At 62.2% G+C, this 22,712-nt stretch carries 20 protein-coding genes and 1 pseudogene; 12 read left to right on the top strand and 9 right to left on the bottom strand.

Features of this window, described 5'->3' with window-relative positions; translation table 11 throughout:
* The first annotated feature begins 112 nt into the window (after positions 1–112).
* A complete protein-coding gene (locus ATY29_RS03320; RefSeq protein ID WP_097535151.1) occupies positions 113–1,198 on the top strand; it encodes an extracellular catalytic domain type 1 short-chain-length polyhydroxyalkanoate depolymerase in 1,086 nt (361 codons plus the stop codon).
* A 16-nt stretch (positions 1,199–1,214) separates the two neighbouring features.
* On the opposite strand, the gene ATY29_RS03315 is transcribed toward ATY29_RS03320, so the two are convergent.
* Positions 1,215–1,514, bottom strand: a complete 300-nt coding sequence (locus ATY29_RS03315) for a DUF6074 family protein (RefSeq protein WP_003573603.1) — start codon at positions 1,512–1,514, stop codon at positions 1,215–1,217.
* Between the two features lie 194 nt (positions 1,515–1,708).
* Between ATY29_RS03315 and ATY29_RS03310 the strand changes: the two genes are divergently transcribed.
* Positions 1,709–2,974, top strand: coding sequence for a glycerate kinase type-2 family protein (locus tag ATY29_RS03310; RefSeq protein WP_025415987.1), 1,266 nt, complete (start codon positions 1,709–1,711; stop codon positions 2,972–2,974).
* Between the two features lie 11 nt (positions 2,975–2,985).
* Here the strand turns inward: ATY29_RS03310 and ATY29_RS03305 are convergent, their stop codons facing one another.
* The 5 genes from ATY29_RS03305 to ATY29_RS03280 all read right to left on the bottom strand — a co-directional run bounded on the left by ATY29_RS03305 (position 2,986) and on the right by ATY29_RS03280 (position 8,933).
* The gene (locus tag ATY29_RS03305) at positions 2,986–3,939 is read right to left on the bottom strand and encodes an NAD-dependent epimerase/dehydratase family protein (RefSeq protein WP_097535148.1); all 954 of its coding nucleotides are present in this window, start codon (positions 3,937–3,939) and stop codon (positions 2,986–2,988) included.
* A 98-nt stretch (positions 3,940–4,037) separates the two neighbouring features.
* Complete coding sequence (locus ATY29_RS03300; protein ID WP_097535146.1) at positions 4,038–4,994, bottom strand: lytic transglycosylase domain-containing protein; 957 nt, start codon at positions 4,992–4,994, stop codon at positions 4,038–4,040.
* 149 nt (positions 4,995–5,143) lie between these two features.
* Positions 5,144–5,803 (bottom strand): peroxiredoxin, encoded by a 660-nt coding sequence (locus ATY29_RS03295; protein ID WP_097535144.1) that lies wholly within the window; start codon positions 5,801–5,803, stop codon positions 5,144–5,146.
* Between the two features lie 291 nt (positions 5,804–6,094).
* Positions 6,095–7,093, bottom strand: a complete 999-nt coding sequence (locus ATY29_RS03285; protein ID WP_025415985.1) for a TRAP transporter substrate-binding protein — start codon at positions 7,091–7,093, stop codon at positions 6,095–6,097.
* A 16-nt stretch (positions 7,094–7,109) separates the two neighbouring features.
* The gene (locus ATY29_RS03280) at positions 7,110–8,933 is read right to left on the bottom strand and encodes a TRAP transporter large permease (protein WP_097535142.1); all 1,824 of its coding nucleotides are present in this window, start codon (positions 8,931–8,933) and stop codon (positions 7,110–7,112) included.
* A 331-nt stretch (positions 8,934–9,264) separates the two neighbouring features.
* Here ATY29_RS03280 and ATY29_RS03275 point away from each other — a divergent pair, with 331 nt between their 5' ends.
* The 7 genes from ATY29_RS03275 to ATY29_RS03250 all read left to right on the top strand — a co-directional run bounded on the left by ATY29_RS03275 (position 9,265) and on the right by ATY29_RS03250 (position 18,271).
* Positions 9,265–9,852, top strand: a complete 588-nt coding sequence (locus ATY29_RS03275; protein WP_037092785.1) for an ANTAR domain-containing response regulator — start codon at positions 9,265–9,267, stop codon at positions 9,850–9,852.
* Between the two features lie 34 nt (positions 9,853–9,886).
* Positions 9,887–11,170, top strand: coding sequence for a CmpA/NrtA family ABC transporter substrate-binding protein (locus ATY29_RS03270; protein WP_172643060.1), 1,284 nt, complete (start codon positions 9,887–9,889; stop codon positions 11,168–11,170).
* 36 nt (positions 11,171–11,206) lie between these two features.
* The gene (locus ATY29_RS36700; protein WP_165779389.1) at positions 11,207–11,398 is read left to right on the top strand and encodes a hypothetical protein; all 192 of its coding nucleotides are present in this window, start codon (positions 11,207–11,209) and stop codon (positions 11,396–11,398) included.
* Positions 11,399–11,564: 166 nt separating this feature from the next.
* Entirely contained in the window at positions 11,565–12,806 is a 1,242-nt protein-coding gene (locus tag ATY29_RS03265) for an MFS transporter (protein ID WP_003573619.1), read from the top strand.
* 17 nt (positions 12,807–12,823) lie between these two features.
* Positions 12,824–15,274, top strand: coding sequence for a nitrite reductase large subunit NirB (gene nirB / locus ATY29_RS03260; protein ID WP_003573621.1), 2,451 nt, complete (start codon positions 12,824–12,826; stop codon positions 15,272–15,274).
* 4 nt (positions 15,275–15,278) lie between these two features.
* Positions 15,279–15,614: a nitrite reductase small subunit NirD gene (nirD, locus tag ATY29_RS03255; protein ID WP_025415980.1), complete on the top strand. Its 336-nt coding sequence runs from the start codon at positions 15,279–15,281 to the stop codon at positions 15,612–15,614.
* Positions 15,614–18,271 (top strand): nitrate reductase, encoded by a 2,658-nt coding sequence (locus ATY29_RS03250; RefSeq protein ID WP_097535140.1) that lies wholly within the window; start codon positions 15,614–15,616, stop codon positions 18,269–18,271. Before nirD ends, ATY29_RS03250 begins: the two co-directional genes overlap by 1 nt.
* A 24-nt stretch (positions 18,272–18,295) precedes the next feature.
* Here the strand turns inward: ATY29_RS03250 and ATY29_RS03245 are convergent, their stop codons facing one another.
* On the bottom strand, positions 18,296–18,973 hold the full coding sequence (locus tag ATY29_RS03245) for an HAD-IA family hydrolase (protein ID WP_003573626.1): 678 nt from the start codon (positions 18,971–18,973) through the stop codon (positions 18,296–18,298).
* Between the two features lie 130 nt (positions 18,974–19,103).
* Positions 19,104–19,523, bottom strand: coding sequence for a PTH2-like family protein (locus ATY29_RS03240; RefSeq protein ID WP_003573628.1), 420 nt, complete (start codon positions 19,521–19,523; stop codon positions 19,104–19,106).
* Between the two features lie 138 nt (positions 19,524–19,661).
* On the opposite strand from ATY29_RS03240, the pseudogene ATY29_RS03235 reads away from it, so the two are divergent.
* Positions 19,662–20,146, top strand: a pseudogene (locus ATY29_RS03235) (Lrp/AsnC family transcriptional regulator).
* 17 nt (positions 20,147–20,163) lie between these two features.
* Here the strand turns inward: ATY29_RS03235 and ATY29_RS03230 are convergent.
* Positions 20,164–20,475 carry a hypothetical protein gene (locus ATY29_RS03230; protein ID WP_003573632.1) on the bottom strand — a complete coding sequence of 104 codons (312 nt, stop codon included), beginning with the start codon at positions 20,473–20,475 and terminating at the stop codon, positions 20,164–20,166.
* A gap of 201 nt (positions 20,476–20,676) precedes the next feature.
* On the opposite strand from ATY29_RS03230, the gene ATY29_RS03225 reads away from it, so the two are divergent.
* Positions 20,677–21,003 (top strand): hypothetical protein, encoded by a 327-nt coding sequence (locus ATY29_RS03225; RefSeq protein ID WP_003573634.1) that lies wholly within the window; start codon positions 20,677–20,679, stop codon positions 21,001–21,003.
* Positions 21,004–21,154: 151 nt separating this feature from the next.
* Positions 21,155–22,603 carry a cryptochrome/photolyase family protein gene (locus ATY29_RS03220; RefSeq protein ID WP_097535137.1) on the top strand — a complete coding sequence of 483 codons (1,449 nt, stop codon included), beginning with the start codon at positions 21,155–21,157 and terminating at the stop codon, positions 22,601–22,603.
* Positions 22,604–22,712 lie beyond the last annotated feature (109 nt).

The raw sequence follows: 22,712 nt of genomic DNA, 5'->3' as shown, positions 1-22,712 counted from the left end.
CTCGGAAAATCCGGCTACTCAGAAAATATTGTGCAGCGCAGCAACTTTCCGCCGACTGACGCGTTTAGTCATGCATCACCGCCATCCCGGCAGCTGATTGGCGGAGACTTTCATGAGATCTATGTCAGACACACTCGCACGCCTTGCTGCGCTGCGAGGAACGTTTCGCCCCCGCCCCATGCAGGACAATCCCGATCTGGTCGCTCTGGCCGCATTTGGTACGAACCCGGGTGCTTTGGGAGGTTATATCTACCTGCCGTCGAAGCGCGCAAGAAACATGGCCCTAGTCGTCGTCCTGCACGGCTGCACGCAGACTGCCGCCGGCTATGATATCGGGGCGGGTTGGTCTGGCTTGGCCGAAGATTATGGTTTCGCGCTGCTGTTTCCCGAGCAGCGGAGGTCAAACAATCAAAATCTCTGCTTCAACTGGTTTAACCCGGAGGATATACGCCGGGATCACGGCGAGGTCTTTTCCATTCGGCAGATGATCGCAAAGGTCGTTGCGGAACACAGTATCGACAGCAGGCGCGTTTTCGTGACCGGGCTTTCGGCCGGTGGCGCGATGACCGCCGCGATGCTTGCCACCTACCCGGAGGTTTTTGCGGGCGGCGCCATCATTGCCGGCCTGCCCTATGCAAGTGCTGCGACCATTCCCGAGGCCTTCGACCGAATGCGCGGTCATGGCGGCCCGACCGCTCGAGAACTGGAACTGCGCTTGAGAAACGCCTCAGGCCACCGAGGCCCGTGGCCGACATTATCGCTCTGGCAGGGAAGCGCGGACAGAACCGTCGTGCCATCCAATGCGAATGCAATCGTCGAGCAATGGAGAAACGTCCACGGCATCGACGCACTACCGTCGCGCGTGGAAAATATCGGACGACACCAGCGGAGGGTCTGGACAGATGCCCATGGGGTCGAGGTGATCGAGCTCTATACGATTGCCGGCATGGACCACGGCACGCCGCTCGATGTCGGCACCGGCTACGGGGCAAGCGGCCCCTTCATGCTCGACGTCGGAATTTCCTCGACCGTCGAAATTGCCAGGTCCTGGGGTCTGGTTCCCTCGTTTGAAAAACGACGCAAGGCAGACCTCTCTGCTGCGCAAAACACCGCGGCTACATCCACTACCGGCAGCGACCGCGGCGGCATTCAGCAGGTCATTGAAGACGCCCTCCGGTCGGCCGGGCTGCTGCGGTAATTGTCGAAAATTGCCGTTATCGGTTCCGAGACTTGGGCAGCGGCCCGTTTTGATGGCTGAGGACGAGTTCGATCTGGACATCCTGCTGAAACTGCAGCACCCGCTCGCCGACGTCGCTCTCCGGCATCCCGGCTGCCAGAAGCTGATCGGCAATCCTGCGGCATTCCGCTCTCCAGAATTCTATCGCATCAGCGCCATGTCGCCGGCCGAGTTCACGGGCGCAGCGCTCGATATTGGCGGTTCCGGTTCCGGAAGGAAAAGCAATCACCACGCCTTCACTCAGGGCGGCGGGGCGGCAGGTCATTTCAGTAGCCATCGAACGCAGGTTCCTTTGATCCTGTTCGTTGTCTACGGGACTATGGTTAATGCTTTCTATCCGTCGTACCCGTTCTTTCCACGAATCAGAATTTGCAACCGAAGCCGTCACGCCGTGTCGCCTTCGACCTTGACGCCGGCCCGCCGATACGCCGACAGTTCACATCACGATCGACACTCCAGGCAGAGACACCGATGACGATATCAACTCCCCGCGATTTCCTGAAAAGCCTGTTCGACGCGGCGGTTCGCGCCGCCGATCCGCTGACCGGCATCAGGGCGAACCTGCCTGACAGGCCGAAGGGAAGGACCGTGGTGATCGGCGCCGGCAAGGGTGCTGCGCAGATGGCGCGAACGCTCGAAAGCGTCTGGGACGGACCGCTCGAGGGTCTGGTGGTCACACGCTACGGCTATGGCTGCGAGACGCGCGACATCGAGATCATCGAGGCCGCCCATCCGGTCCCGGATGCGGCAGGACTTGCCGCGGCAAGACGGCTGATGGAGACGGTGAATGGACTGACGGAAGACGATCTGGTGATCGCCCTGATCTGCGGCGGCGGCTCGGCGCTGCTGCCCGCGCCGCCGGAGGGGCTGACCCTCGAAGACGAGATTGCCCTCAACGAAATGCTGCTGGCTTCGGGCGCGCCGATCTCGGCGATGAACGTCGTGCGCAAGCATCTCTCGACCATCAAAGGCGGGAGACTTGCGGCAGCCACCAGAGCAAGAGTCGTCAGCCTGATCGTCTCCGACATTCCCGGCGACAATCCCGCCCATGTCGCCTCGGGGCCGACAGTGCCGGATAGTTCAACGCGGCACGATGCGCTTGACATCGTCAAGCAATATGGACTGCAGCTGCCGCAGGCAGCCCTCGACCATCTGCACTCGCCGAAGGCCGATGCGCCGCAGCCGGACGATGCGGTCTTTTTACGCCACGCGCATCACGTCATCGCCTCTGCCGGCGTGTCGCTGGAAGCAGCGGCCGTCCTGGCGAAATCGCAGGGGATCGAGCCCGCTATCCTTTCGGATGCGATCGAGGGAGAATCGCGCGACGTGGCGCAGGTGCATGCGGCGATCGCCCGCGAGGTGCTCGGCCGGAACAGGCCGTTTTCCAAGCCGGTGGTCATCCTTTCCGGCGGCGAGACGACGGTGACACTGCGAGCCAAGGGCGGCAAGGGCGGACGCAACGGCGAATTCGCGCTCGCCATGGCGCTTGCGATCGACGGACAGGAGGGCATCCATCTCCTTGCCGCCGACACGGACGGGATCGACGGCTCGGAGGATAATGCCGGCGCCTTTGCCGATGGCGGCACAGTCAAGCGCTTGCGTGCCGCCGGGCTAGATCCGCGCCGGCTGCTCGACGGCAATGACAGCTATTCTGGCTTTGCAGCCGTCGGCGATCTCTTCGAAACCGGCCCGACCGGCACCAACGTCAATGATTTCAGGGCAATCCTGATCCGTTAGGTGTTGGCGGTTCAGATCTTGATCCGCCCCTGCCCGATCAGCCAGCCCACAGCCTCCTGCACTGCCTGCAGCGAGGTGTATCTCGGGGTGTAACCGAGCAGGCGTCGGGCTTTGGCGATCGAGCAATTCGGGCTGCGGGCGATATGCTCCCATGTCGCCTCTGCGTCTTCGGCCGTCTGGCTTTCGGCCCAGGCGTCGAAGGGGGCAAAGCTGAGCTTCGGCTCCTTCCCGAACCAGTGCGACATGGCTTCGGCAAAACCGCGAAGCGTCAGCGCCTGCTCCGAAACCGCGTGGAAACTTTCGCCGGTCGACGCATTCCAGCTGGCGATCGCCCCCATGAACATCGCCGCCACGTCATCGGCATGGACGTGATGGACCGTCTCCAGGCCGAAATTGGGCAGGACCAGGACGTCTCCGCGGGCAAGGGTCGAAAAGACCTGCGGGTTGAAATTGCCGGCCGGATTGAGCGGCGCCCATCCGGGGCCGACGATATGGCCGGGATGGATAATGGTCGCCGGAAAGCCGCGTAACCTTGCCTGCTGCAGCAGATAGGTTTCGATCGCCGCCTTCTGGATACCGTAGTCACCGAAGGGAGACTTCGGCGCCTCTTCAAGGGTCGGCACAATCGTGGAGTAGCCATGGGTCCAGATCGTGCCGGTGTGCAGGAAATGACCGACATGCCCGGCCAGCGCCGTCACCAGGTGTTCGGCACTCGCCAACGTGAAGCAGATCATGTCGATGACAATATCGGCTTTCACTCCGCGCACGACCGGGCCGAATTCGCCGGTCCGCTCCATTTCGGCCCGATCCATCTGCCGCTGGTCAACGGAAGCCCATGCGTGATTGGCCGAATAAGGCTTTGCTGTGCCGCGGCTGATGGTGACGACGTCGTGACCCGCCTCCACCAGACGAGGGACGAGATAGGTGCCGACATGGCCCGTCGCCCCGATGACCAAAATCCGCATTGTCGTTCCTCCCTTTGGCGTGATCGCGCCGACTATGCTGCGCCGTGTCGCGATCTTGCAAGCGACTTTTCGTGATCAGGGCGGGCGGAACCCGCGCCCTATCTGTTCCTGAAGACAAGGCAGGTGCCGCCATGTTTGCGGATCTGGTTGCAGAGGTTGTCGGCTTCCACACGCGTCTGCCGGCCGATGCGGGCGGCATAACGCGGGCGAAAGCCGAAGCTGCGATCACGCTGGCGCAGGATCAGCGGCTGCTCCGCATTCAGAGGTGCTGGCAGATCCTGCACCGCATCGACAAACATGCGCCGGGCCACCGCGACATTTGCGTTGGCGGCAAGCTGGACGCCCCAGGGCGCCCAGTCACCCTCCGGACGCCAGGGAGCTTCCTTCAATGTCCGCCTTTCGGCAAGCGCCACACAGCCATCGAGAAAGGGCTTGTCCTTGTCGAGCGGGGCTGCCGCATCTTCCGGCGGATTATCCTTCCACTCCTCGACCGTATGAGCGGTGATCGCCATGACGTAGCCGCGCGTCTCGTGAGGTAATCTTCCTGACGCTAGGTAAGAGGCAAGGCCGTTTTCGCCGGCATTATAGGCAGCGGCGGCAAGGCCGAGATTGCCGAAACGATCGCGCAATTCGTCGAGATACTGCGCCGATTTCCTGAGCGCTTCCAGCACCTGATAGCTGTCTTCGAGGCCGCGCAGTTTCGCCGTTCCGGGCATGAACTGCGCAATCCCTTGCGCGCCTTTGAAGCTGACGGCATCGGGACGAAAGGTGCTCTCGCGCCAGATCAGACGGGCGAAATAATCCGGCGGCAGTTGATTGGCGCTGGCGAAATGCTCGATTGCGACGCAGAGATCGCGATTGAAACTGTCCTTGCGGATGCAGAGCGTCTCATCAGTTCCCAAGGCTGAAGGCCCGGAATAGAGACAGGCCGGCTCGGAAGCGCTTTCTTCCGGCTGGGCCTTCGGCGTCTCTATGACGGAAAACAGAAAACACAGCGAAAGCAGGGCCTTCGCCGATCTCTTGCCCATGTCGGACTGACGCTTTCGCCCTATCATCGGATCTCGGCAGGTTCGACTTCCATCGCGACGCTGATCTTAGATAGCATCGATCAAGCCGCGAAGCTTGCCCATTCCGCAATGACGGCGTGAAAAAGCCGCCGGGCCACGGGCCGCGGCGGCTTCAGGAGCGGGTTGAAGGCAGAGAATCAGGCCGTCGGCTGCTTGGTCTTGCGGAGATAGGGCAGAACCGTATCGAAGGAGCCGAAACGTGTGATCGCGTCTTCGTTGGAAACCGCGGCGGTGATGATGACATCCTCGCCCTGGTTCCAGTTTGCCGGTGTCGCCACCTGGTGCTTGGCGGTCAGCTGGATGGAATCGATGGCGCGCAGGATCTCGTTGAAATTCCGGCCCGTCGTCATCGGATATGTGAGGATCAGCTTGATCTTCTTGTCGGGACCGATGATGAAAACCGAACGCACCGTGGCGTTGTCGGCGGGCGTGCGGCCTTCCGAGCTTTCGCCGGCGCCGGCCGGCAGCATGTCATAGAGCTTGGCGACCTTCAGGTCCTTGTCGCCGATCAGCGGGTATTCGACGTCGAAGCCGGTGGCGGTCTTAATGTCGTTCTTCCACTTGGCATGGCTTTCCACCGGATCGACAGAGATGCCGATGATCTTGGCGCCGCGCTTGGAAAAGTCCCCGGCCAGGCCAGCCATGGCGCCGAGTTCGGTCGTGCAGACAGGCGTGAAATTCTTCGGATGCGAGAACAGCACCGCCCAGCCGTTGCCGATCCAATCATGGAAGCTGATCGGCCCCTGCGTGGTGTCGGCGGTAAAATCGGGGGCAATATCGTTGATGTGTAAGCTCATGGTCGGCCCTCCAAAGCCTTGTGTTAAATCTTGTTCGTCTCAAATCGAGGCCATGGGATCCGTCGGCCGATGCGGCCGCTGGATTGCGGTCGTCAGGATCGCGCCGGCCGAAGGAAAAAAACGTCCCATCCCAGGATTTTAAGTAAGTCATATACCACGATAACCGAAGGCATGCTCTTTCGATTTCCGGCCTGCTGCCGCATTATTTTTCCGGCTAATGCTCGCGATGAATAGACCGATGGTTTTCCATCGTCCCGTCAAAAGCTGCAGGAGCAATGGCCCGCCCCTCGCTCAGGCCGCCTGAACGGTTTTGATCCTGTCGATGCCGCCGACAACCGGCGCGAAATCAGCCCAGACGGCTTGCGCGCCCTTCTGCCATTCCTCGAAGGCTTCCGGCTTCAGGAGCTTGCCGCCATGGCTAAGCGCCGTCTCGACGGACTTCGCCTCGTCGTCGACGATCAGCTGGTTGAAGTAGGCAGCCCCTTGACTGGAGGCCTGCTGGAACACCGCCTTCTGCTCGTCATTCAGGCCGGCCCAGAAGGTCGAGGCATAATAGATGACGCCGGATGCCCAGATGTGGCCGGTCTCGGTCATATCGGGCACGACCTCATAAAGCTTGAAGCCGGCATAAGCCGATTTGGTCAGGTCCATCGCGTCGGCAACGCCGGTTGCGAGCGCATTGTAGGTCTCGGTGATCGGAATGCCGATCGGCGTCGTGCCGAATGCGCTCCAGAGCTTGGTGTGCAGCGGGCTCTGGATGACACGGATGCGCTTGCCCTTGAGCTGCTCCGGCCGCGTCACCGGTTCCTTGGTCAGCAGATGGCGGGCGCCGTAATTGATGTAATCGCCGACGACGAAATTCTGCGCCTGCAGCTTCTGCTTGAGATCGGCGCCGACATCGCCGCTGACAGTCCTGCGCACGTGGTCGGCATCGCGGAAGAGGAAGGGCAGGTCGAGGAGCTGCAGCTCGGGCGCCCAGCCGGAGAGCGACGAGACTGTGGAGAGGCTGGCCTGGATAGAGCCGAGGCGTACGCCCTCGGCTACTTCCTTCTCGCCGCCGAGCGCACCATTCCTGACGATATTGAACCTGAACTGGCCGGGGAGCTTCGCTTCGACCAGTTCGCCGATCTTCACCCAGATCTTCGTCTCCGGCTTGTTGTCCCCAAGCAGCGAGGCGATCGTGATCGTCGTCGTACGGGCGGCGGCCGTGCGGACGAAGGCGGGCGCTGCAAGCGCCGTTCCGGCGAGGGCGGCGGTCTTCAGGAAATTGCGGCGGCTGAAATAATCCACGAGGTTGTCCTGTTCGTTAGAAGATGATGGCCCATGCGCAAAGAATTGCGAGCGAAACCAGGAGAGCGAGAAGATAGGGAACGACGGCCCGAAAGAGTTCCGAGGCAGGAATGCGCGTGACGCCGCTGACGACGAAGATCAGCATGCCGAGCGGCGGCGTCAGTCCGTGGATCATCAGGTTGACGACGATGATCACGCCGAACTGGATGGGATCGATGCCGGCGGCAACCGCTGCCGGCAGCAGGATCGGGCCGAAAAGCAGGATCGCGGCGCCGATATCGAGAACGAGACCGACGGCGAACAGAATGACGTTCGACAGAAGGATGACGGCAAGCGCGCTGCCGCCAAGCGTCGTTGTCAGATGCGCGATCAGACTGGACACGTCGTCGACGGCGAGCAGGAAGGCGAAGGGACCGGCCGTGCCGATCAGCAGGCCGATTGCCGCCGCCTCGACCGCCGCCTGGCGGAAGGTGGCATAGAGCGAGAGGATGCCCAGCCGCGCGCCGATGCCGAGCAGCAGTGTGTAAAAAGCGGCGAGTGCTGCCGCCTCCGTCGTCGTGACGATGCCGATGCGAATGCCGACGACGACGATGACACCGAGCCCGAAAGCCGGGATCGCCTGCACCGCCGATTGCCCACGCTGTTTTGCGCTTGCGCGCGCCAAGGGCACCTGCTCTCGTACGGTCAGATGGATGGCGACCGCCAGACATATGGCCATCAGCCCGCCGGCGAAGAAGCCGCCGACCAGCAGCGCGCCGACGGAAAGATTGGTCGCCGAGGCAAGGATGAGAAAGGCGATCGATGGCGGGATGATGTTGTCGAGAACCGATGTCGCGGCGATGATTGCCGCCGCCTGCGCCGGGGGATAGCCGTGTTTGACCAGTTCGGGCTGGAAGGTCGAGGCGCCGAAGGCAGCATTGGCAACCGAGGAGCCGGAGGCGCCGGAAAAGAGGACGCTGGTCAAAAGCGTGGTCTGCGCCAGCCCGGCCCGGCGATGGCCGACCATGGCGGCGGCGAAGCGCACGAGCTGATTGGCGACGCCGGAAGCCGTCAGCAGGCCGCCGGCAAGCAGAAAGAAGGGAATGGCGAGCAGCAGGAATTTCGATATGCCGGTGACTGTGGAGGAGACGATCGCCGGCTCCGGCAGACTGCTGCCGAAGGCGATGGCAACATAGGCAGCAGCAAGAAAGGCATGCGGCAGCGGTGCGGCGAGCAAGAGGCCCAACGCCGCAATCAGCCCAAGGAAAATGCTCGGCGGCCAGTCGAGATCAAACGAGATATGCGGGATGCCCGCATAGAGCGCGACGCCGAGGGTCAGGGAAAGAGCAACCGCCAGGATCTTGCCTTCGGCGATGCGCTGCAGAAGCAGCACCACGAGGATCAGTGCGCCGCCGGCGCCGAGAAAGCCGAAGCGGATCCATTCCGGCAGACCGAGCGTCGGCGAGATGCCGCCGAGCATCGTCATGATCTCGCTGCCACCGAAGGCGAGGATCAGCGCCGAAAGCACGGTGAAGACATCGGCACCGATCCGCGTCACCTTCTGCAGCTTTTCCGGCAGCATCCTGACGAAAACGTCGAGGCGCATGGCAAGCGCACTGTTGAGACTGAGCGGCGCACCGAGCGCGATCAGGGCGACATGCAGCCAGATGCCGAGATCCTCGGCGCCGATGAAGCCGGTGCCGAAGAAATAGCGCAGGCAGACAGTGACGAGCACCGTGAAGAGCAGCACCGCGAGAACGACAGCCACCGCAACGCCGAGGATGGTTTCGATCGCCCGCAGTGCGCGCGTTGCCAACCCCGGAGTAGCCTGGTCGATCGGATGAAATTCACTGGCCGCCACTAATTTACCTTCTGCTCAGAGGATCACCGCTCTTGACGGTCACAAGATCCCGGTCGAAAAACATCAGCCGGATATCGTCCCACGCCCTTGGCGACTTCCTGCCGACCTCAAGCCGCGGCAGACCTTTTCGCCGAAACGAAAGACTTCCTCAAGCAGCCGCATGCCGGAAAAGACAACGGTATCGACGCCAGCCTTTGATGAACTTAGAATGCGTGCGGCCACACTGCGCTCGAAAGCGGCAGATCGACCAATTTTTGTGCACATCTATTTGTGCACACTTTTCAGGCGGACGCGCTTGCCAAAATTGCTGCAGTGCGTCATGAATATAGCAATGACGCATCTCGATCTGACGATTCTGGTCATCGACGAAAATGCCATTCGCGCCTCCATCATCGAAGAAGGGCTGCGCGAGGCAGGGCATGCGCGCGTCACCGTTGTGCATGAGGTCAACGGCATCGCGCGGACCATCGAAACACTGATGCCCGACGTGATCATCATCGATATCGAAAACCCCAACCGCGACATGATGGAACATCTGTTCCAGCTGACGCGTACGGTCAGCCGGCCGATCGCCATGTTCGTCGACCGCTCCGACACTGCTTCGATCGAGGCCGCGGTCGATGCCGGCGTCTCCGCCTATATTGTCGATGGATTGAAGAAGGAACGCGTCAAACCGATCCTCGACATGGCCGTCAGCCGCTTCAATGCCTTCAACCGACTGCGGCGGGAGCTTGCGGATGCCCGCTCGGCGCTCGAAGAACGCAAGCTCATCGAGCGTGCCAAGGGCATATTGATGAAGATGCGCGGTCTGTCCGAGGAAGAGGCCTTTGCCTTGCTGCGTCAGACGGCGATGAACGAAAAGAAGAAGATGTCGGAAATCGCCCAGAGCGTTGTCACCGCTGCGGGACTTTTGATGTAATGGCCGCCCTGGCGAATTTCCGGAGGAAACCGGAGTGGATATGATGACGAACACCGCCAGTTCCAGCGGCGGGCTGCCCTCGCCCGCACGCGTCAACAATGAAGGGCCGAAAGTGTTGCGGGCCGGTTTCATTCCGCTCGTCGATGCATCGGTGCTGATTGCGGCGGCCGAATTCGGCTTCGCTGAGAAGCAAGGCCTGACGCTCGATCTCGTCAGGGATGTCTCCTGGGCGAATGTGCGCGACCGCCTGGCGTTCCGCCAATTCGATATCGCCCATATGCTGTCGCCGATGCCGGTCGCCTCCATGCTCGGTCTCGGCTCCAATCCTTCGCCGACGATCACGGCGTTTTCCCTTGGGCGCGGCGGCAATGCGATCACCCTGTCGACGCGGCTCTTCGAACGGATGCGCGATGAGGCCGGATTGCCGGAAACGGCAAGCGCGTTGGATAACGCCCATGCCCTTTCAAAAACCATCGCGGCAATGAAGGCGCGCGGCGAGCCGCTGCCGACCTTCGGGGTCACCTATCCCTTCTCTTCGCATAATTACGAATTCCGCTACTGGCTGGCGGCCGGCGGCATCAACCCCGACAAGGATGTCAAACTCGTCGTCGTGCCGCCGCCGCTAACCTCGGACGCGCTGGCGGCCGGCGCCATCGACGGTTTCTGCGTCGGCGCGCCGTGGAACATGGTCGCCTCGGAGCGCGGTCTTGGCCGCATCGTCGCCACCAAACAGGACATCTGGCCCTCGGCCCCGGAAAAGGTGATCGGCATGCGGCCGGACTGGGCCGAAAGCCATCCGGAGACCGTTTCCAGGCTGATCGTGGCGCTCGACGCAGCAGCCCGCTGGTGTGACCGGCCGGATAATCACGACGCGCTGGCGGCGGCCCTCGCCGATCCGCGCTACATCGCTGCCCCCGTCGGCATTATTCGCCGTGTTCTCGCCGGCGAATTCAACCTCGATGCCAAAGGAAACCGGCGCATCATCGCCGATTACTTCCAGTTTCATTCCGGCTTCGCAAACTATCCGAGGCCGAGCCATGCCCTGTGGATTTACAGCCAGATGATCCGCTGGGCACAGGCCGAGGCCAGCCTCAACAAGGCGCGGGCGGCCGCCTCCGCGTACCGCCCGGATCTTTATCGCACGGCTCTCGGCGACATCAACGCACCCGATGACGCCGATATCCGCATCGAAGGCCATGACGAGGGCGACCGCTTCATGGATGGCCACGTCTTTGATCCGACGGAACTGCCGGACTATGTCGCGAGCTTTGCCGTCAAAAGCGCCCTGCCTTTCGCTTCCCATGGCGATGAGACCTGATCCGTGCCAGCCTGCACAAAAGGCCAGCAAAGTTCGATGCCCGCCATCGCCGCAACGCACAAAAGATTTGCACGTTTTCTGGCAGCCGCAAAAACATGCAGATGGTCAAATATTGAAAATTCCATTTATACTCAATCACTTAAAATAAATGCGCAAAACTGGCACACAGCTTGCAGGGCTATTACCGCACAGATCAATGGCGATCAGCGCAGTATGAGGGCGCAATAAGCGCTCGCAGAAGACCATGAATTCGGCGTCCAACGGCGGGCGCCACCAGCAAAGCCGCTGATCAGGATATTTCGCGCGCCTCGTGCATGCGCAGCCTGACCAGCGGCTTTTCGTTTTTAACCCCCAGCGATGGATCGGCACGACCTTGTCGCGCCACGGAGAAGCCATGTCTGTCACCGAGAAAACGCAGCCTATGTCCGCCGGCGAACCCGCCAAAGCACTGTGGATCTCTACGGTCGCCTTTACCCTCTGTTTCGCCGTCTGGACGATCTTTGCGATCATCGGCATCCGCATCAAGCAAGAGCTCAACCTCAATGAGGCCGAGTTCGGACTGCTGATCGGCACCCCGGTCCTCACTGGCTCGCTCGTGCGCATCGTCCTCGGCATCTGGACGGGGCGTTATGGTGGTCGTCTCGTCTACACGCTCACCATGCTTGCCGCCGCGATAGCGACCTTCCTGCTCTCCTACGCCCAGACTTATACGCAGATGCTGATCGCCGGCCTCGGCGTCGGGCTTGCCGGCGGCTCCTTCGCGGTCGGCGTCGCCTATGTCTCGCCTTTCTTCCCGGCGGAAAAGCAGGGAACGGCGCTCGGCATCTTCGGGGCGGGCAATGTCGGCGCGGCGGTGACCAAATTTGCCGCTCCCTTCGTGCTACTCGCCTGGGGATGGCAGGCGGTTGCCGAGATCTGGGCCGTCTGTCTGGCGCTGATGGCGATCGTCTTCTGGTTCACCACCACTGATGATCCGGCCTTCCGCCTTCGCCGCGAGCGCGGCACCGCCTCCAAGAGTTTGGCTCAGGAATTCGCGCCGCTGCAGAACGTTCAGGTCTGGCGCTTCTCGCTCTACTATTTCTTTGCCTTCGGCGGCTTCGTCGCCCTGTCCTTGTGGCTGCCGCGTTATCTGGTCGGCGTCTACGGCTTCAACCTGGAAACAGCCGGCATGGTCGCAGCCGCCTACTCCATCCCGGGCAGCATCTTCCGGGCCTTTGGCGGCGTTCTGTCGGACAAGAAGGGTGCGCGCAGCGTCATGTATGCGATGTTTGCCGTGTCGGCCGTCGCCACCCTGATCCTTTCGATGCCGTCTGCGACCATCACACCCGTGATCTTCATCGCCGTCATCTTTGTGCTCGGCTTCTTCATGAGCCTCGGCAAGGCCGCCGTCTACAAGCACATTCCGGCCTATTACCCCGAAAACGTCGGGGCCGTCGGCGGCATCGTCGGCATGATGGGCGGTCTTGGCGGCTTCATCCTGCCGATCGCCTTCGGCCTCCTCAAGGACATGACGGGCCTTTGGTCCAGCTGCTTCCTGCTGCTCTTCGCAATCGTCGCGATCTCGCTCGTCTGGATGCACCTGTCCGTCAAGCAATTGTCGCGCCGTGGGCACTCCGCGCCCGTGGCTGCCACCTGATCTAAGGACCTGGAAACATGACAGAAAAACTCGTCATCATCGGCAATGGCATGGCGCCCGGGCGCATGCTGGAGCACCTCCTCGAACGGGCTCCCGGACGCTACGAAGTCACGATCTTCAATGCCGAGCCGCGCGTCAATTACGACCGCATCATGCTGTCGCCGGTTCTCTCCGGAGAAAAGGACTACGAGCAGATCATCATTCACGGTGACGGCTGGTACATCAAGCATGGCATCATGCTCTACAAGGGCCACAAGATCGTCAACATCGATCGCGTAGCCAAGACCGTCACGTCAGACCACGGCGTCACCGAAAGCTACGACAAGCTGGTGATCGCCACCGGTTCGGTGCCCTTCATCATCCCGGTTCCCGGCAAGGATCTGCCGGGCGTCATCACCTATCGCGATCTCGACGACGTGCAGGCGATGCTGCTCGCCGCCCAGTCGCGCGAAAAGGCCGTCGTCATCGGGGGCGGCCTGCTAGGCCTTGAAGCGGCGGCCGGTCTTGCCCAGCGCGGGATGGACGTCACCGTCCTGCACGTCATGCCGACGCTGATGGAGCGCCAGCTCGATCCCGCCGCCGGCTATCTGCTGCAGAAGGCGGTCGAGGAACGCGGCATCAAGGTCATCTGCAAGGCCAATACCAAGGCGATTATCGGCAACGGCAAGGTTGAGGGCATCGAGCTCGACGACGGACGGATCATCCCGGCCACGCTGGTCGTCATGGCCGTCGGGATTCGTCCGAGTGTCGGCCTGGCCAAGGATGCCGGCTTGGCGGTCAATCGTGGCATCGTCGTCGATGCCGGTATGCAGACCTCGGACGGCGACATCTTTGCGCTCGGCGAATGCGCCGAGGTGGGCGGCATGGTCTACGGCCTCGTCGCCCCACTCTATGAAATGGCCCGGATCGCCGCGGCACATCTTAGCGATGATCGCTCACCGGCTTTCGTGCACGCCGACACGCCGACCAAGCTCAAGGTCACCGGTATCGAACTCTATTCGCTCGGCGATTTCGCCGATGGCGACGATCGCGAGGAGATCGTGCTGCGCGATGCCAGTGCCGGCGTCTACAAGCGTCTCGTGTTGAAGGACAACAAGATCATCGGCACCGTGCTTTACGGCGAGACTGCCGATGGCGCCTGGTTCAATGACCTGAAGAAAAAAGCGACCGATATCTCGGAGATGCGCGAGACGCTGATCTTCGGACAGGCCTATCAGGGAGGGTCGCCGCTGGACCCTATGGCGGCCGTTGCAGCCTTGCCGGATGACGCGGAGATCTGTGGCTGCAACGGCGTATGCAAGGGCAAAATCACCTCAACGATCACTGGCAAAGGGCTGACGTCACTCGACGACGTGCGTGCCCATACCAAGGCATCCGCCTCGTGCGGCTCCTGCACCGGCCTCGTCGAACAACTCATGGCATTGACGCTCGGCGACGGCTACAATCCGGCTGCCGTACAGCCGATGTGCACCTGCACCGAACTCGGCCATGACGACGTTCGCCGGCTGATCAAGGCCAAGGGTCTGAAGAGCATTCCTGCCGTCATGCAGGAGCTCGAGTGGAAAACCTCCTGCGGCTGCGCCAAGTGTCGGCCGGCGCTCAACTATTACCTGGTCTGCGACTGGCCGGACGAATATGCCGACGACTACCAGTCGCGCTTCATCAATGAGCGTGTCCACGCCAATATCCAGAAGGACGGCACCTATTCCGTCGTGCCGCGCATGTGGGGCGGCGTCACCAATTCGAACGAGCTGCGCGCCATCGCCGATGTCGTCGATAAGTTCGAAATCCCGATGGTCAAGGTGACCGGCGGCCAGCGCATCGACCTGCTCGGCATCGAGAAGGAAGACCTGCCCGCCGTCTGGGCCGATCTCGGCAAGGCCGGCTTCGTCTCCGGCCAGGCCTATGCCAAGGGCCTGCGCACGGTGAAGACCTGCGTCGGTTCAGACTGGTGCCGCTTCGGCACCCAGGATTCCACCGGTCTCGGCATCCGCATCGAGAAATTCATGTGGGGCTCCTGGACGCCGGCCAAGCTGAAACTGGCCGTTTCCGGCTGCCCGCGCAATTGTGCGGAAGCAACCTGCAAGGATATCGGCGTGATCTGCGTGGATTCCGGTTTCGAGATCCATTTCGCCGGTGCGGCCGGTCTCGATATCAAGGGCACCGAGGTGCTCGGCCTCGTTAAGACCGAGGACGAGGCGCTGGAGCATATCGTGGCGCTGACGCAAATGTACCGCGAGCAGGCCCGCTACCTCGAGCGCATCTACAAATGGGCCAAGCGCGTCGGTCTGGACGAAATCCGCCGCCAGATCATGGGTGATGCCGAAAAGCGCACAGCCTATTACGAGCGTTTCGTCTTCAGCCAGAAATTTGCCCAGGTCGATCCCTGGTCGGAGCGTGTCTCCGGCAAGGACAAGCATGAGTTCAAGCCGATGGCGACGATCGGCTATCCGCAGGCAGCCGAATAAGGAGATGGACATGAACTGGATCTCAATCGGTGACATCTCCGAAATCCCCTTGCGCGGTGCACGTTGCGTGAAGACGCCGCAGGGCAAGATCGCCGTCTTCCGCACGGCCGAAAACGAAGTTTTCGCCATCGAGGATCACTGCCCGCACAAGGGCGGCCCGCTCTCACAGGGCATCGTGCATGCCAAGGCCGTCACCTGCCCGCTGCACAATTGGGTGATCTCTCTCGAAACCGGCAAGGCGCTCGGTGCCGACCAGGGCGAGGTGCGGACCATACCGGTCCGCAACGAGAACGGCGCCCTGTTCATCGCCCTGGAAAGCCTCTTGATGGCGGCTGAATAATGGCGGCTGAGGTCAAGACCACCTGCCCCTATTGCGGCGTCGGCTGCGGCGTTATCGCGACTGTCGACGAGGCCGGCGCCGTCAGCGTCAAGGGAGATCCCGAGCATCCGTCGAATTTCGGCCGGCTCTGCTCGAAGGGGTCGGCGCTTGCCGAAACCATCGATCTCGACGGCCGGCTGCTTTACCCCGAGATCGCCGGTCAACGCAGCGGCTGGGACGAGGCGCTCGACCTGGTCGCCCGGCGTTTTTCCGAAACGATCGCCGAACACGGGCCTGATTCCGTTGCCTTCTACGTCTCCGGCCAGTTGCTGACCGAGGATTATTATGTCGCCAACAAGCTGATGAAGGGCTTCATCGGCTCGGCCAACATCGACACCAATTCAAGGCTCTGCATGTCTTCGTCGGTCGCCGGGCATCGCCGCGCCTTCGGCGCCGATACCGTGCCGGGGACCTATGAGGATATCGAACTCGCCGACCTCGTGGTGCTGACAGGCTCCAACCTCGCTTGGTGTCATCCCGTCATCTACCAGCGGCTGGCCACCGCAAAGGCGGCGCGGCCGAACATGCGGATCGTGGTCATCGATCCGCGCCGGACGATGACATGCGACATCGCCGACCTGCATCTGGCAATCCGCCCGGACGGCGACGTGGCGCTGTTCATGGGACTGCTTGCCCAGCTGGCGACCAGCCCGGCGATCGACCAGAATTATATCGCCTCCCACACCGAAGGTTTCGCCGGCGCCTTTGCGGCCGCCGCAGCGATTGATATCAACGATCTGCTGGAACGGACCGGCCTGCCGGCCATGCAGATCCGGGAATTCTTCCGGCTGTTCGAGACGACTGAGAAAGTCGTGACCTGCTACAGCCAGGGCGTCAACCAGTCCTCCTCCGGCACCGACAAGGTCAATGCCATCCTCAACTGTCATCTGGCGACCGGCCGTATTGGCCGCCCGGGCATGGGGCCGTTCTCGCTGACCGGCCAGCCGAACGCAATGGGCGGGCGCGAGGTCGGTGGTCTTGCCAATATGCTCGCCGCCCATATGGCGATCGAGAACCCGCAAGACCGGGATCGCGTGCAGCGTTTCTGGGAATCGCCCGTCATCGCCGCAAAACCTGGTCTGAAGGCGGTGGACATGTTCCGCGCCGTAGCCGACGGCCGCATCAAGGCGCTCTGGATCATGGCCACCAATCCCGTCGTCTCGATGCCGGATGCCGACAGCGTCGAAAGTGCGATCGCCGCCTGTCCTTTCGTCGTCGTTTCCGACATCCTGAGAGAAACGGATACGGCCCGGCACGCCGAGGTGCTTCTGCCCTCCCTCGGCTGGGGCGAAAAGGACGGCACCGTCACCAATTCCGAACGGCGCATTTCCAGACAGCGGCCGTTTCTCGGGCTCCCCGGCGACGCGAGGGCCGACTGGTGGCAGCTTGCGGAGGTCGGACGCCGCATGGGCTTTGCCGCCGCTTTCGATTTCGACACGCCGGCGGAGATCTTCTCCGAACATGCCGCCCTTTCCGCCTTCGAAAATAACGGCAGCCGCGATTTCGACATCGGCGCCCGCGCCGGCTTGACCGGTGACACCTATGACGCGCTGTCGCCCTTTCAGTGGCCGCAGGCGGCAGGGACCGAACCCGGCGTCACCCGCTTCTTCGCCGATGGCGGTTTCTACCATGGCGATGGCAAGGCGCGCTTCGTCGCAGTGGCACCGCCCGAAACGGACCGCACCAATGCCGACTTCCCCTTCACGCTGAATACCGGGCGCATCCGCGACCAGTGGCACACGATGACGAGGACGGGAAAGAGCGCCCGGCTTTCCGCCCATATCGCCGAACCCTTTGCGGAGATCCATCCGCGCGATGCGATCGAGACCGGCATATCGAGCGCTGGTCTCGTCGAGATCGACAGCCCCTACGGCAAGGCGATCGTCCGGGCGCTGGTGACCGATCGCCAGGCGCGTGGCGGCATCTTCGCGCCGATGCACTGGAACGACCAGTTCGCGGCCAAAGCGCGGATCGATGCCGTGGTCGCGCCGATCACCGACCCCTTTTCCGGTCAGCCCGCCTCGAAGAACGTTGCCGTCGCCATTCGCCCCTTCCGCGCCACGCATTACGGCTTCGCCGTCTCGGCGACAAAACCGGCCACACCTGACGCGGCCTATTGGGCGCTGGCGAAAGCCGATGGCGGCTGGCGGCTGGAGCTCGCCTTCACCGAGGCGGTCGAAGACTGGACGGCCTGGTGCCGCGCTGTTTTCGCCATTCCTGATGGCATCGAGCCGCTGGGTTATGCCGACCGGCAATCCGGCGACCTCAGGCTCGCCTTCTTCGACGGCGAGACCCTGCTGGCCGCACTGTTCCTCGCCCGCGAACCGGTCGCCGTCGCGCGCAACTGGGCAATTTCGCAGCTCGCCACCGCCCACGGCGATTTGAGAAAACGCTTTGCGCTGGTCGCTGGCCGTCCCGGCGCCGGCAGACCGGATCCGGGCGCCACCGTCTGCTCCTGCTTCAGCGTCGGGGTCAATCAGATCGCTGCCGCGGTACTCGGCGGATGCCACAGCGTCGAGGCGGTCGGCAAGGAACTGAGCGCCGGAACCAATTGCGGCTCCTGCCGCGGCGAAATCGGCAGGATCATCGATCGCTGTCTCGCTGCAGCCGCGGAGTGAGCACTCAGCGGGGATCGGGCGGTGTCAGGCCGCTTTGGGGACGATAAACATCTTATGGTCGGCTGAGATGCGGACCGAGATCTCGTCATAGGACGAGAGGGTCGGATGCGGCGTGTCCATCTTCTGGTGATGGGTTGCGGTCACGACCATGACATCGGCGCCCGCCGCCTCGCCGGCGATGATACCGGCTGCGACATCCTCGAACACCAGGCAATCCCGTGTGCTGACGCCGAGGCGTTCGGCGCCCAGGATATAACATTGCGGATCGGGTTTTCCGACCTTCACATCCTCCGCCGTCACCATGAATTTCGGCAGCGGCAGACCTGCCGCGTCCAGCCGCCGATGGGCAAGGCGCAGTGGCGAAGATGTGACGATCGCCCAGCGATCCGGCGGCAGCGCACTCAGGAATGCCGCGGCACCCGGAATGGCCACGACATCGCCAACATCGGCGATTTCGGCCTCGGTCACCAGCCTGGCCTCATGTTCGGGGTCAACGCCTGGCAGGTTCAGGCGGGCGATCGTGTCGACGCCGCGCGATCCATGCATCTTCGGCAAAAAGGCGGCGACATCGAGCCCCTGACGCTTTGCCCAGTCGCTCCATACACGCTCGGCAGCACGGATCGAATTGAGGATGGTGCCATCCATATCGAACAGGAAGGCGGCATAAGGCTTCTCGAAGCCGCGGGGCATCGGCAGGGACAAAGGCGGATCCTTTAAGGAAGAGCATCGGATGGTTATCGTTATCGCCCGATGAAACGGCAAATCGAGGCCTTTTGCAAGCTTTGGCAGGGACGGGCCGGTCTAACGCCGCGGCAGACCTTGGCGACATGCGTCAGCGAAGCAGCTTCAGCGAGCCCGTCAGCGAGCGGATCCACTTCGTCGGACCGGCGAGCCCGATGCCGTCGATGGTTTCCGAAGACAGGTCGCGCTCCGGCAACGAAGCCTCGTAGTCGGCATAGACGTGCAAGGCGCGTGCAAAACGCGGGAATGGCACGACCAGGGCTCCGTCAGGCGCCGGCAAGGCCTTCAGCAGCAGCGATCTCAGATCCGCGGCCGCCGCCTGCAGGACAGGTACCGGCTTGTTGGCGCTCACATGAAATATCCGGCCGGCCTGGTCACTCAGCCGCCCTCCGGCAAGCGCGGGGGCCGCAGCGCCGAGCCCGATCGATAGCACGGCGACGGTGTTGGCGAGTTCGCCGGTCGGCAACCCCGGCTCGACGATCACCGCGACACGCCAGTCCTCACCCGTCATCCCTCATTCTCCCTTCCTGGCTCGATCTCCTCAGCCTATCGAAAGCCAGGGAAATATTCTGCCTATTCCTGTCGTTCCGCCCGCGATTTTGGTAGGATCTACCTGTATAATGATAAAATTCGAAAGGACTTACCGACGATGGAATTCGAGCCGGGAGATATCCGCATATTGAAGGCATTGCAGAGCGAGGGGCGGCTGACCAACCAGGAGCTGGCGGAACGCGTTGGGATGTCGACCTCGCCCTGCTGGCGCAGAGTGAAGCGGCTGGAAGAGGCCGGTGTCATCCGCGGCTATCAGGCTCTCGTCGATCGGCGCGCCGTCGGCCTCGGCGTCCTCGCCTTCGTGCGTGTACAGATCGATACGCATTCCCATGACGAGGCCGAGCGTTTCGAGCGCGAGGTCGGCGAACTGGAGGCGGTCATCGCCTGTTTTTCCGTCGCCGGCGAAGCTGACTTCCTGCTGCAGGTGGTCGCAACCGATCTCGACAACTATGCGAATTTGCCATGACAGTGATCCGCCGCCTGCCCGGCATCAAGGAGATGCATACGATGTTCGTCCTGAAGGACATCAAGGCGTCGACGATCCTGCCCGTGCAGCTATCGGCCACCGGCCGTTCGCGCTGACGCGCTCAGATCGTCATCTAAAAGGCTGTGCTGCCGGTGGCGATCAAGTCGCAGGAGAGGCGCAGGCCGATCGGGTCATGGCACAGTTCATCGCGGCCGCCGGCGAGTTCCAGCTCGGCGGGAGCGTCGGAGCGCAGATAGGCCTGTGTCGGGTCGACGCGCATCGGGACGTCGGTCCATAGGGAGGGGCGGCTGAGGTCGATCGCTGATATACCGGCCTTCTCGCCGCCCATGGCAGAGGACGCGATCGCCATGCCGCTTGCCGTCAGGGCAAGTGCGAGGGCAATCTGGAGACCGAGATCTGCAGCCTCGCGGGGGGAAACGAACATAGCGGCCTCATGCTGCTGATTTTTAGCGTTTCAGCATGCCACTAAGGCAGGCGGCATCCGTGATCCAGCGGCTTCGGCGGTTAAGGTTTATGCGTAACCATGAGAGGTCGCGTGCAGGTTTTTCGCAAATTTCGGAACAATGATTCCAGCAGGCGGTTACCCAAGGGCCACCCAAGATGAAAATCAAAGGAGGATATCCTTATGAGCAAGTCCCTTATCGCCGCTTCGCTGCTTGCGATCGGCATGGCATCCTCGGCCTTTGCCCAGTCGAACCCCGATCCCATCGGGCCGACCAATGGCGGCTCGACCGACCCGAGTTCGGGTACCTATTCTTCCGATTACACCAACAGTGACAACGGCATGTATCCGGTACGCACCGCTCCGGTCGATCCGATGACGACACAGAGCATCGGTCAGCCGCAAACGATGGAATGCCCTGGCATGCCGCAACAGAGGTCGGGCGTCGATACACGCGGCGGCGAAAGCGGCGCCTCGATCAGCGAAGCCTGCCGCGAATACGACAACTGACAGGCAGTCTTTGCTACAAAGCATGTCGCACAAAGTGCGTCACGCTTGAAAAGGCCGGTTCACGCCGGCCTTTTTTCACGTAGCAACGAAACTTTTGATCCGGGCTTTCCGTACATCCGCAGCAGCTTGAACGAACAAGGGAACGGTCTCATTGGCAAAGGACGCGGCAAAACCGGTCATACTGTGGTTTCGCAAGGATTTGCGCCTTGACGACAACCATGCGCTCGCGGCAGCCGATCTCTCCGGGCGACCGATCATCCCTCTCTATATCAAAGAGCCCGCGGCACATAGCGGTGCGCTCGGTGCGGCGCAGGCGTGGTGGCTGCATCATTCGCTGGAAGCGCTCGACGGGTCGCTGCGCAAGCGGCAGGGACGGCTGGTGCTTGCCAGCGGCGAGGCACTCGACGTGCTTGGCGCCCTCATCAGCGAGAGCGGCGCCGAAGCCGTCTTCTGGAACCGATGCTACGATCCGTCCGGAACGGCCATCGACATCCGTATCAAGCACGAATTGCAAAAGCAGGCGATCGAGGTGAGCAGCTTCGGCGGCCAGTTGCTTCACGACCCTTCCCGGCTGATGACCGGCGGCGGCACGCCCTATCGTGTCTACACACCGTTCTGGCGCGCGCTGGAAGGCGCCGGCGAACCGGAGCGGCCGGTGGAGGCGCCGGCGAAACTGCGGCTGGCAGCGCAGCTTCCGAAATCGGAAAGGCTGGAGAGCTGGAAACTGCTGCCGACCAAGCCGGACTGGGCGAGGGATTTCGGCGATCTCTGGACGCCGGGCGAACAAGGCGCGCGGGAAAAGCTCCGCTCCTTCGTCGAGGACGGGCTCGACGGTTATAAGGAAAACCGCGACTATCCGGCGAAGCAGGCGACATCGTTGCTGTCGCCGCATCTGGCGCTCGGCGAGATCTCCCCTGCCCGCATCTGGGACGCGACGCGTGGTCTGTCGAAACGGATGCCGGCGGCCGACATCCTGCATTTCCGCAAGGAGATCGCCTGGCGTGAATTCTCCTACCACCTGCTATTCCATTTCCCGCGTCTTGCTTCGGACAACTGGAACGCTCGTTTCGACGGCTTTAAATGGCGCAATGACGATGACGATTTCGCGGCGTGGCGCCGCGGCATGACCGGTTATCCGATCGTCGATGCCGGCATGCGCCAACTCTGGCGGCATGGCTGGATGCACAATCGCGTGCGGATGATCGTCGCCTCCTTCCTCATCAAGGATCTGATGGTCGACTGGCGCCGGGGCGAGGCATGGTTTCGCGACACGCTTGTTGATGCCGACCCCGCCAACAATGCGGCAAGCTGGCAGTGGGTGGCGGGCTCGGGAGCCGATGCGTCGCCGTTCTTCCGGATCTTCAATCCGGTGCTGCAGGGCCAAACCTTCGATCCGCACGGCGACTATGTCAGAACTTATCTGCCTGAGCTTCGAGAACTCGCGGCAAACTACATCCATCGGCCGTTCGAGGCACCGGAGAGCGTGCTCGACTCGGCAGGCATCATTCTTGGCCAGACCTATCCGAGACCGATCGTCGATCACGCCAGCGCGCGCAACCGGGCGCTGGCCGCCTACGACGTCACAAAGCATGCCGTATGAACGCGCACTTCCGTTCCGCGCCGCCCGTCTTTTCGGACGAGCAAAGGCGCTGAGACAGATTGAACCGCTCTTACGATCTTATCTTAAATCTGTTCCGATTTGAGCAATT

Origin of the sequence: Rhizobium hidalgonense (assembly GCF_002914525.1) — a bacterium.
Classification (GTDB): Bacteria; Pseudomonadota; Alphaproteobacteria; order Rhizobiales; family Rhizobiaceae; genus Rhizobium; species Rhizobium hidalgonense.
This window is presented reverse-complemented; position numbering and strand designations above follow the sequence as displayed.

What these genes read in the sequence shown, in the direction of transcription:
- ATY29_RS03320 (WP_097535151.1), top strand. Translation starts at nt 113, where the DNA reads ATGAGATCTATGTCAGACACACTCGCACGCCTTGCTGCGCTGCGAGGA.
- ATY29_RS03315 (WP_003573603.1), bottom strand. Translation starts at nt 1,514, where the DNA reads ATGGCTACTGAAATGACCTGCCGCCCCGCCGCCCTGAGTGAAGGCGTG.
- ATY29_RS03310 (WP_025415987.1), top strand. Translation starts at nt 1,709, where the DNA reads ATGACGATATCAACTCCCCGCGATTTCCTGAAAAGCCTGTTCGACGCG.
- ATY29_RS03305 (WP_097535148.1), bottom strand. Translation starts at nt 3,939, where the DNA reads ATGCGGATTTTGGTCATCGGGGCGACGGGCCATGTCGGCACCTATCTC.
- ATY29_RS03300 (WP_097535146.1), bottom strand. Translation starts at nt 4,994, where the DNA reads ATGATAGGGCGAAAGCGTCAGTCCGACATGGGCAAGAGATCGGCGAAG.
- ATY29_RS03295 (WP_097535144.1), bottom strand. Translation starts at nt 5,803, where the DNA reads ATGAGCTTACACATCAACGATATTGCCCCCGATTTTACCGCCGACACC.
- ATY29_RS03275 (WP_037092785.1), top strand. Translation starts at nt 9,265, where the DNA reads ATGACGCATCTCGATCTGACGATTCTGGTCATCGACGAAAATGCCATT.
- ATY29_RS36700 (WP_165779389.1), top strand. Translation starts at nt 11,207, where the DNA reads ATGCCCGCCATCGCCGCAACGCACAAAAGATTTGCACGTTTTCTGGCA.
- ATY29_RS03265 (WP_003573619.1), top strand. Translation starts at nt 11,565, where the DNA reads ATGTCTGTCACCGAGAAAACGCAGCCTATGTCCGCCGGCGAACCCGCC.
- nirB (WP_003573621.1), top strand. Translation starts at nt 12,824, where the DNA reads ATGACAGAAAAACTCGTCATCATCGGCAATGGCATGGCGCCCGGGCGC.
- nirD (WP_025415980.1), top strand. Translation starts at nt 15,279, where the DNA reads ATGGACATGAACTGGATCTCAATCGGTGACATCTCCGAAATCCCCTTG.
- ATY29_RS03250 (WP_097535140.1), top strand. Translation starts at nt 15,614, where the DNA reads ATGGCGGCTGAGGTCAAGACCACCTGCCCCTATTGCGGCGTCGGCTGC.
- ATY29_RS03240 (WP_003573628.1), bottom strand. Translation starts at nt 19,523, where the DNA reads ATGACGGGTGAGGACTGGCGTGTCGCGGTGATCGTCGAGCCGGGGTTG.
- ATY29_RS03230 (WP_003573632.1), bottom strand. Translation starts at nt 20,475, where the DNA reads ATGTTCGTTTCCCCCCGCGAGGCTGCAGATCTCGGTCTCCAGATTGCC.
- ATY29_RS03225 (WP_003573634.1), top strand. Translation starts at nt 20,677, where the DNA reads ATGAGCAAGTCCCTTATCGCCGCTTCGCTGCTTGCGATCGGCATGGCA.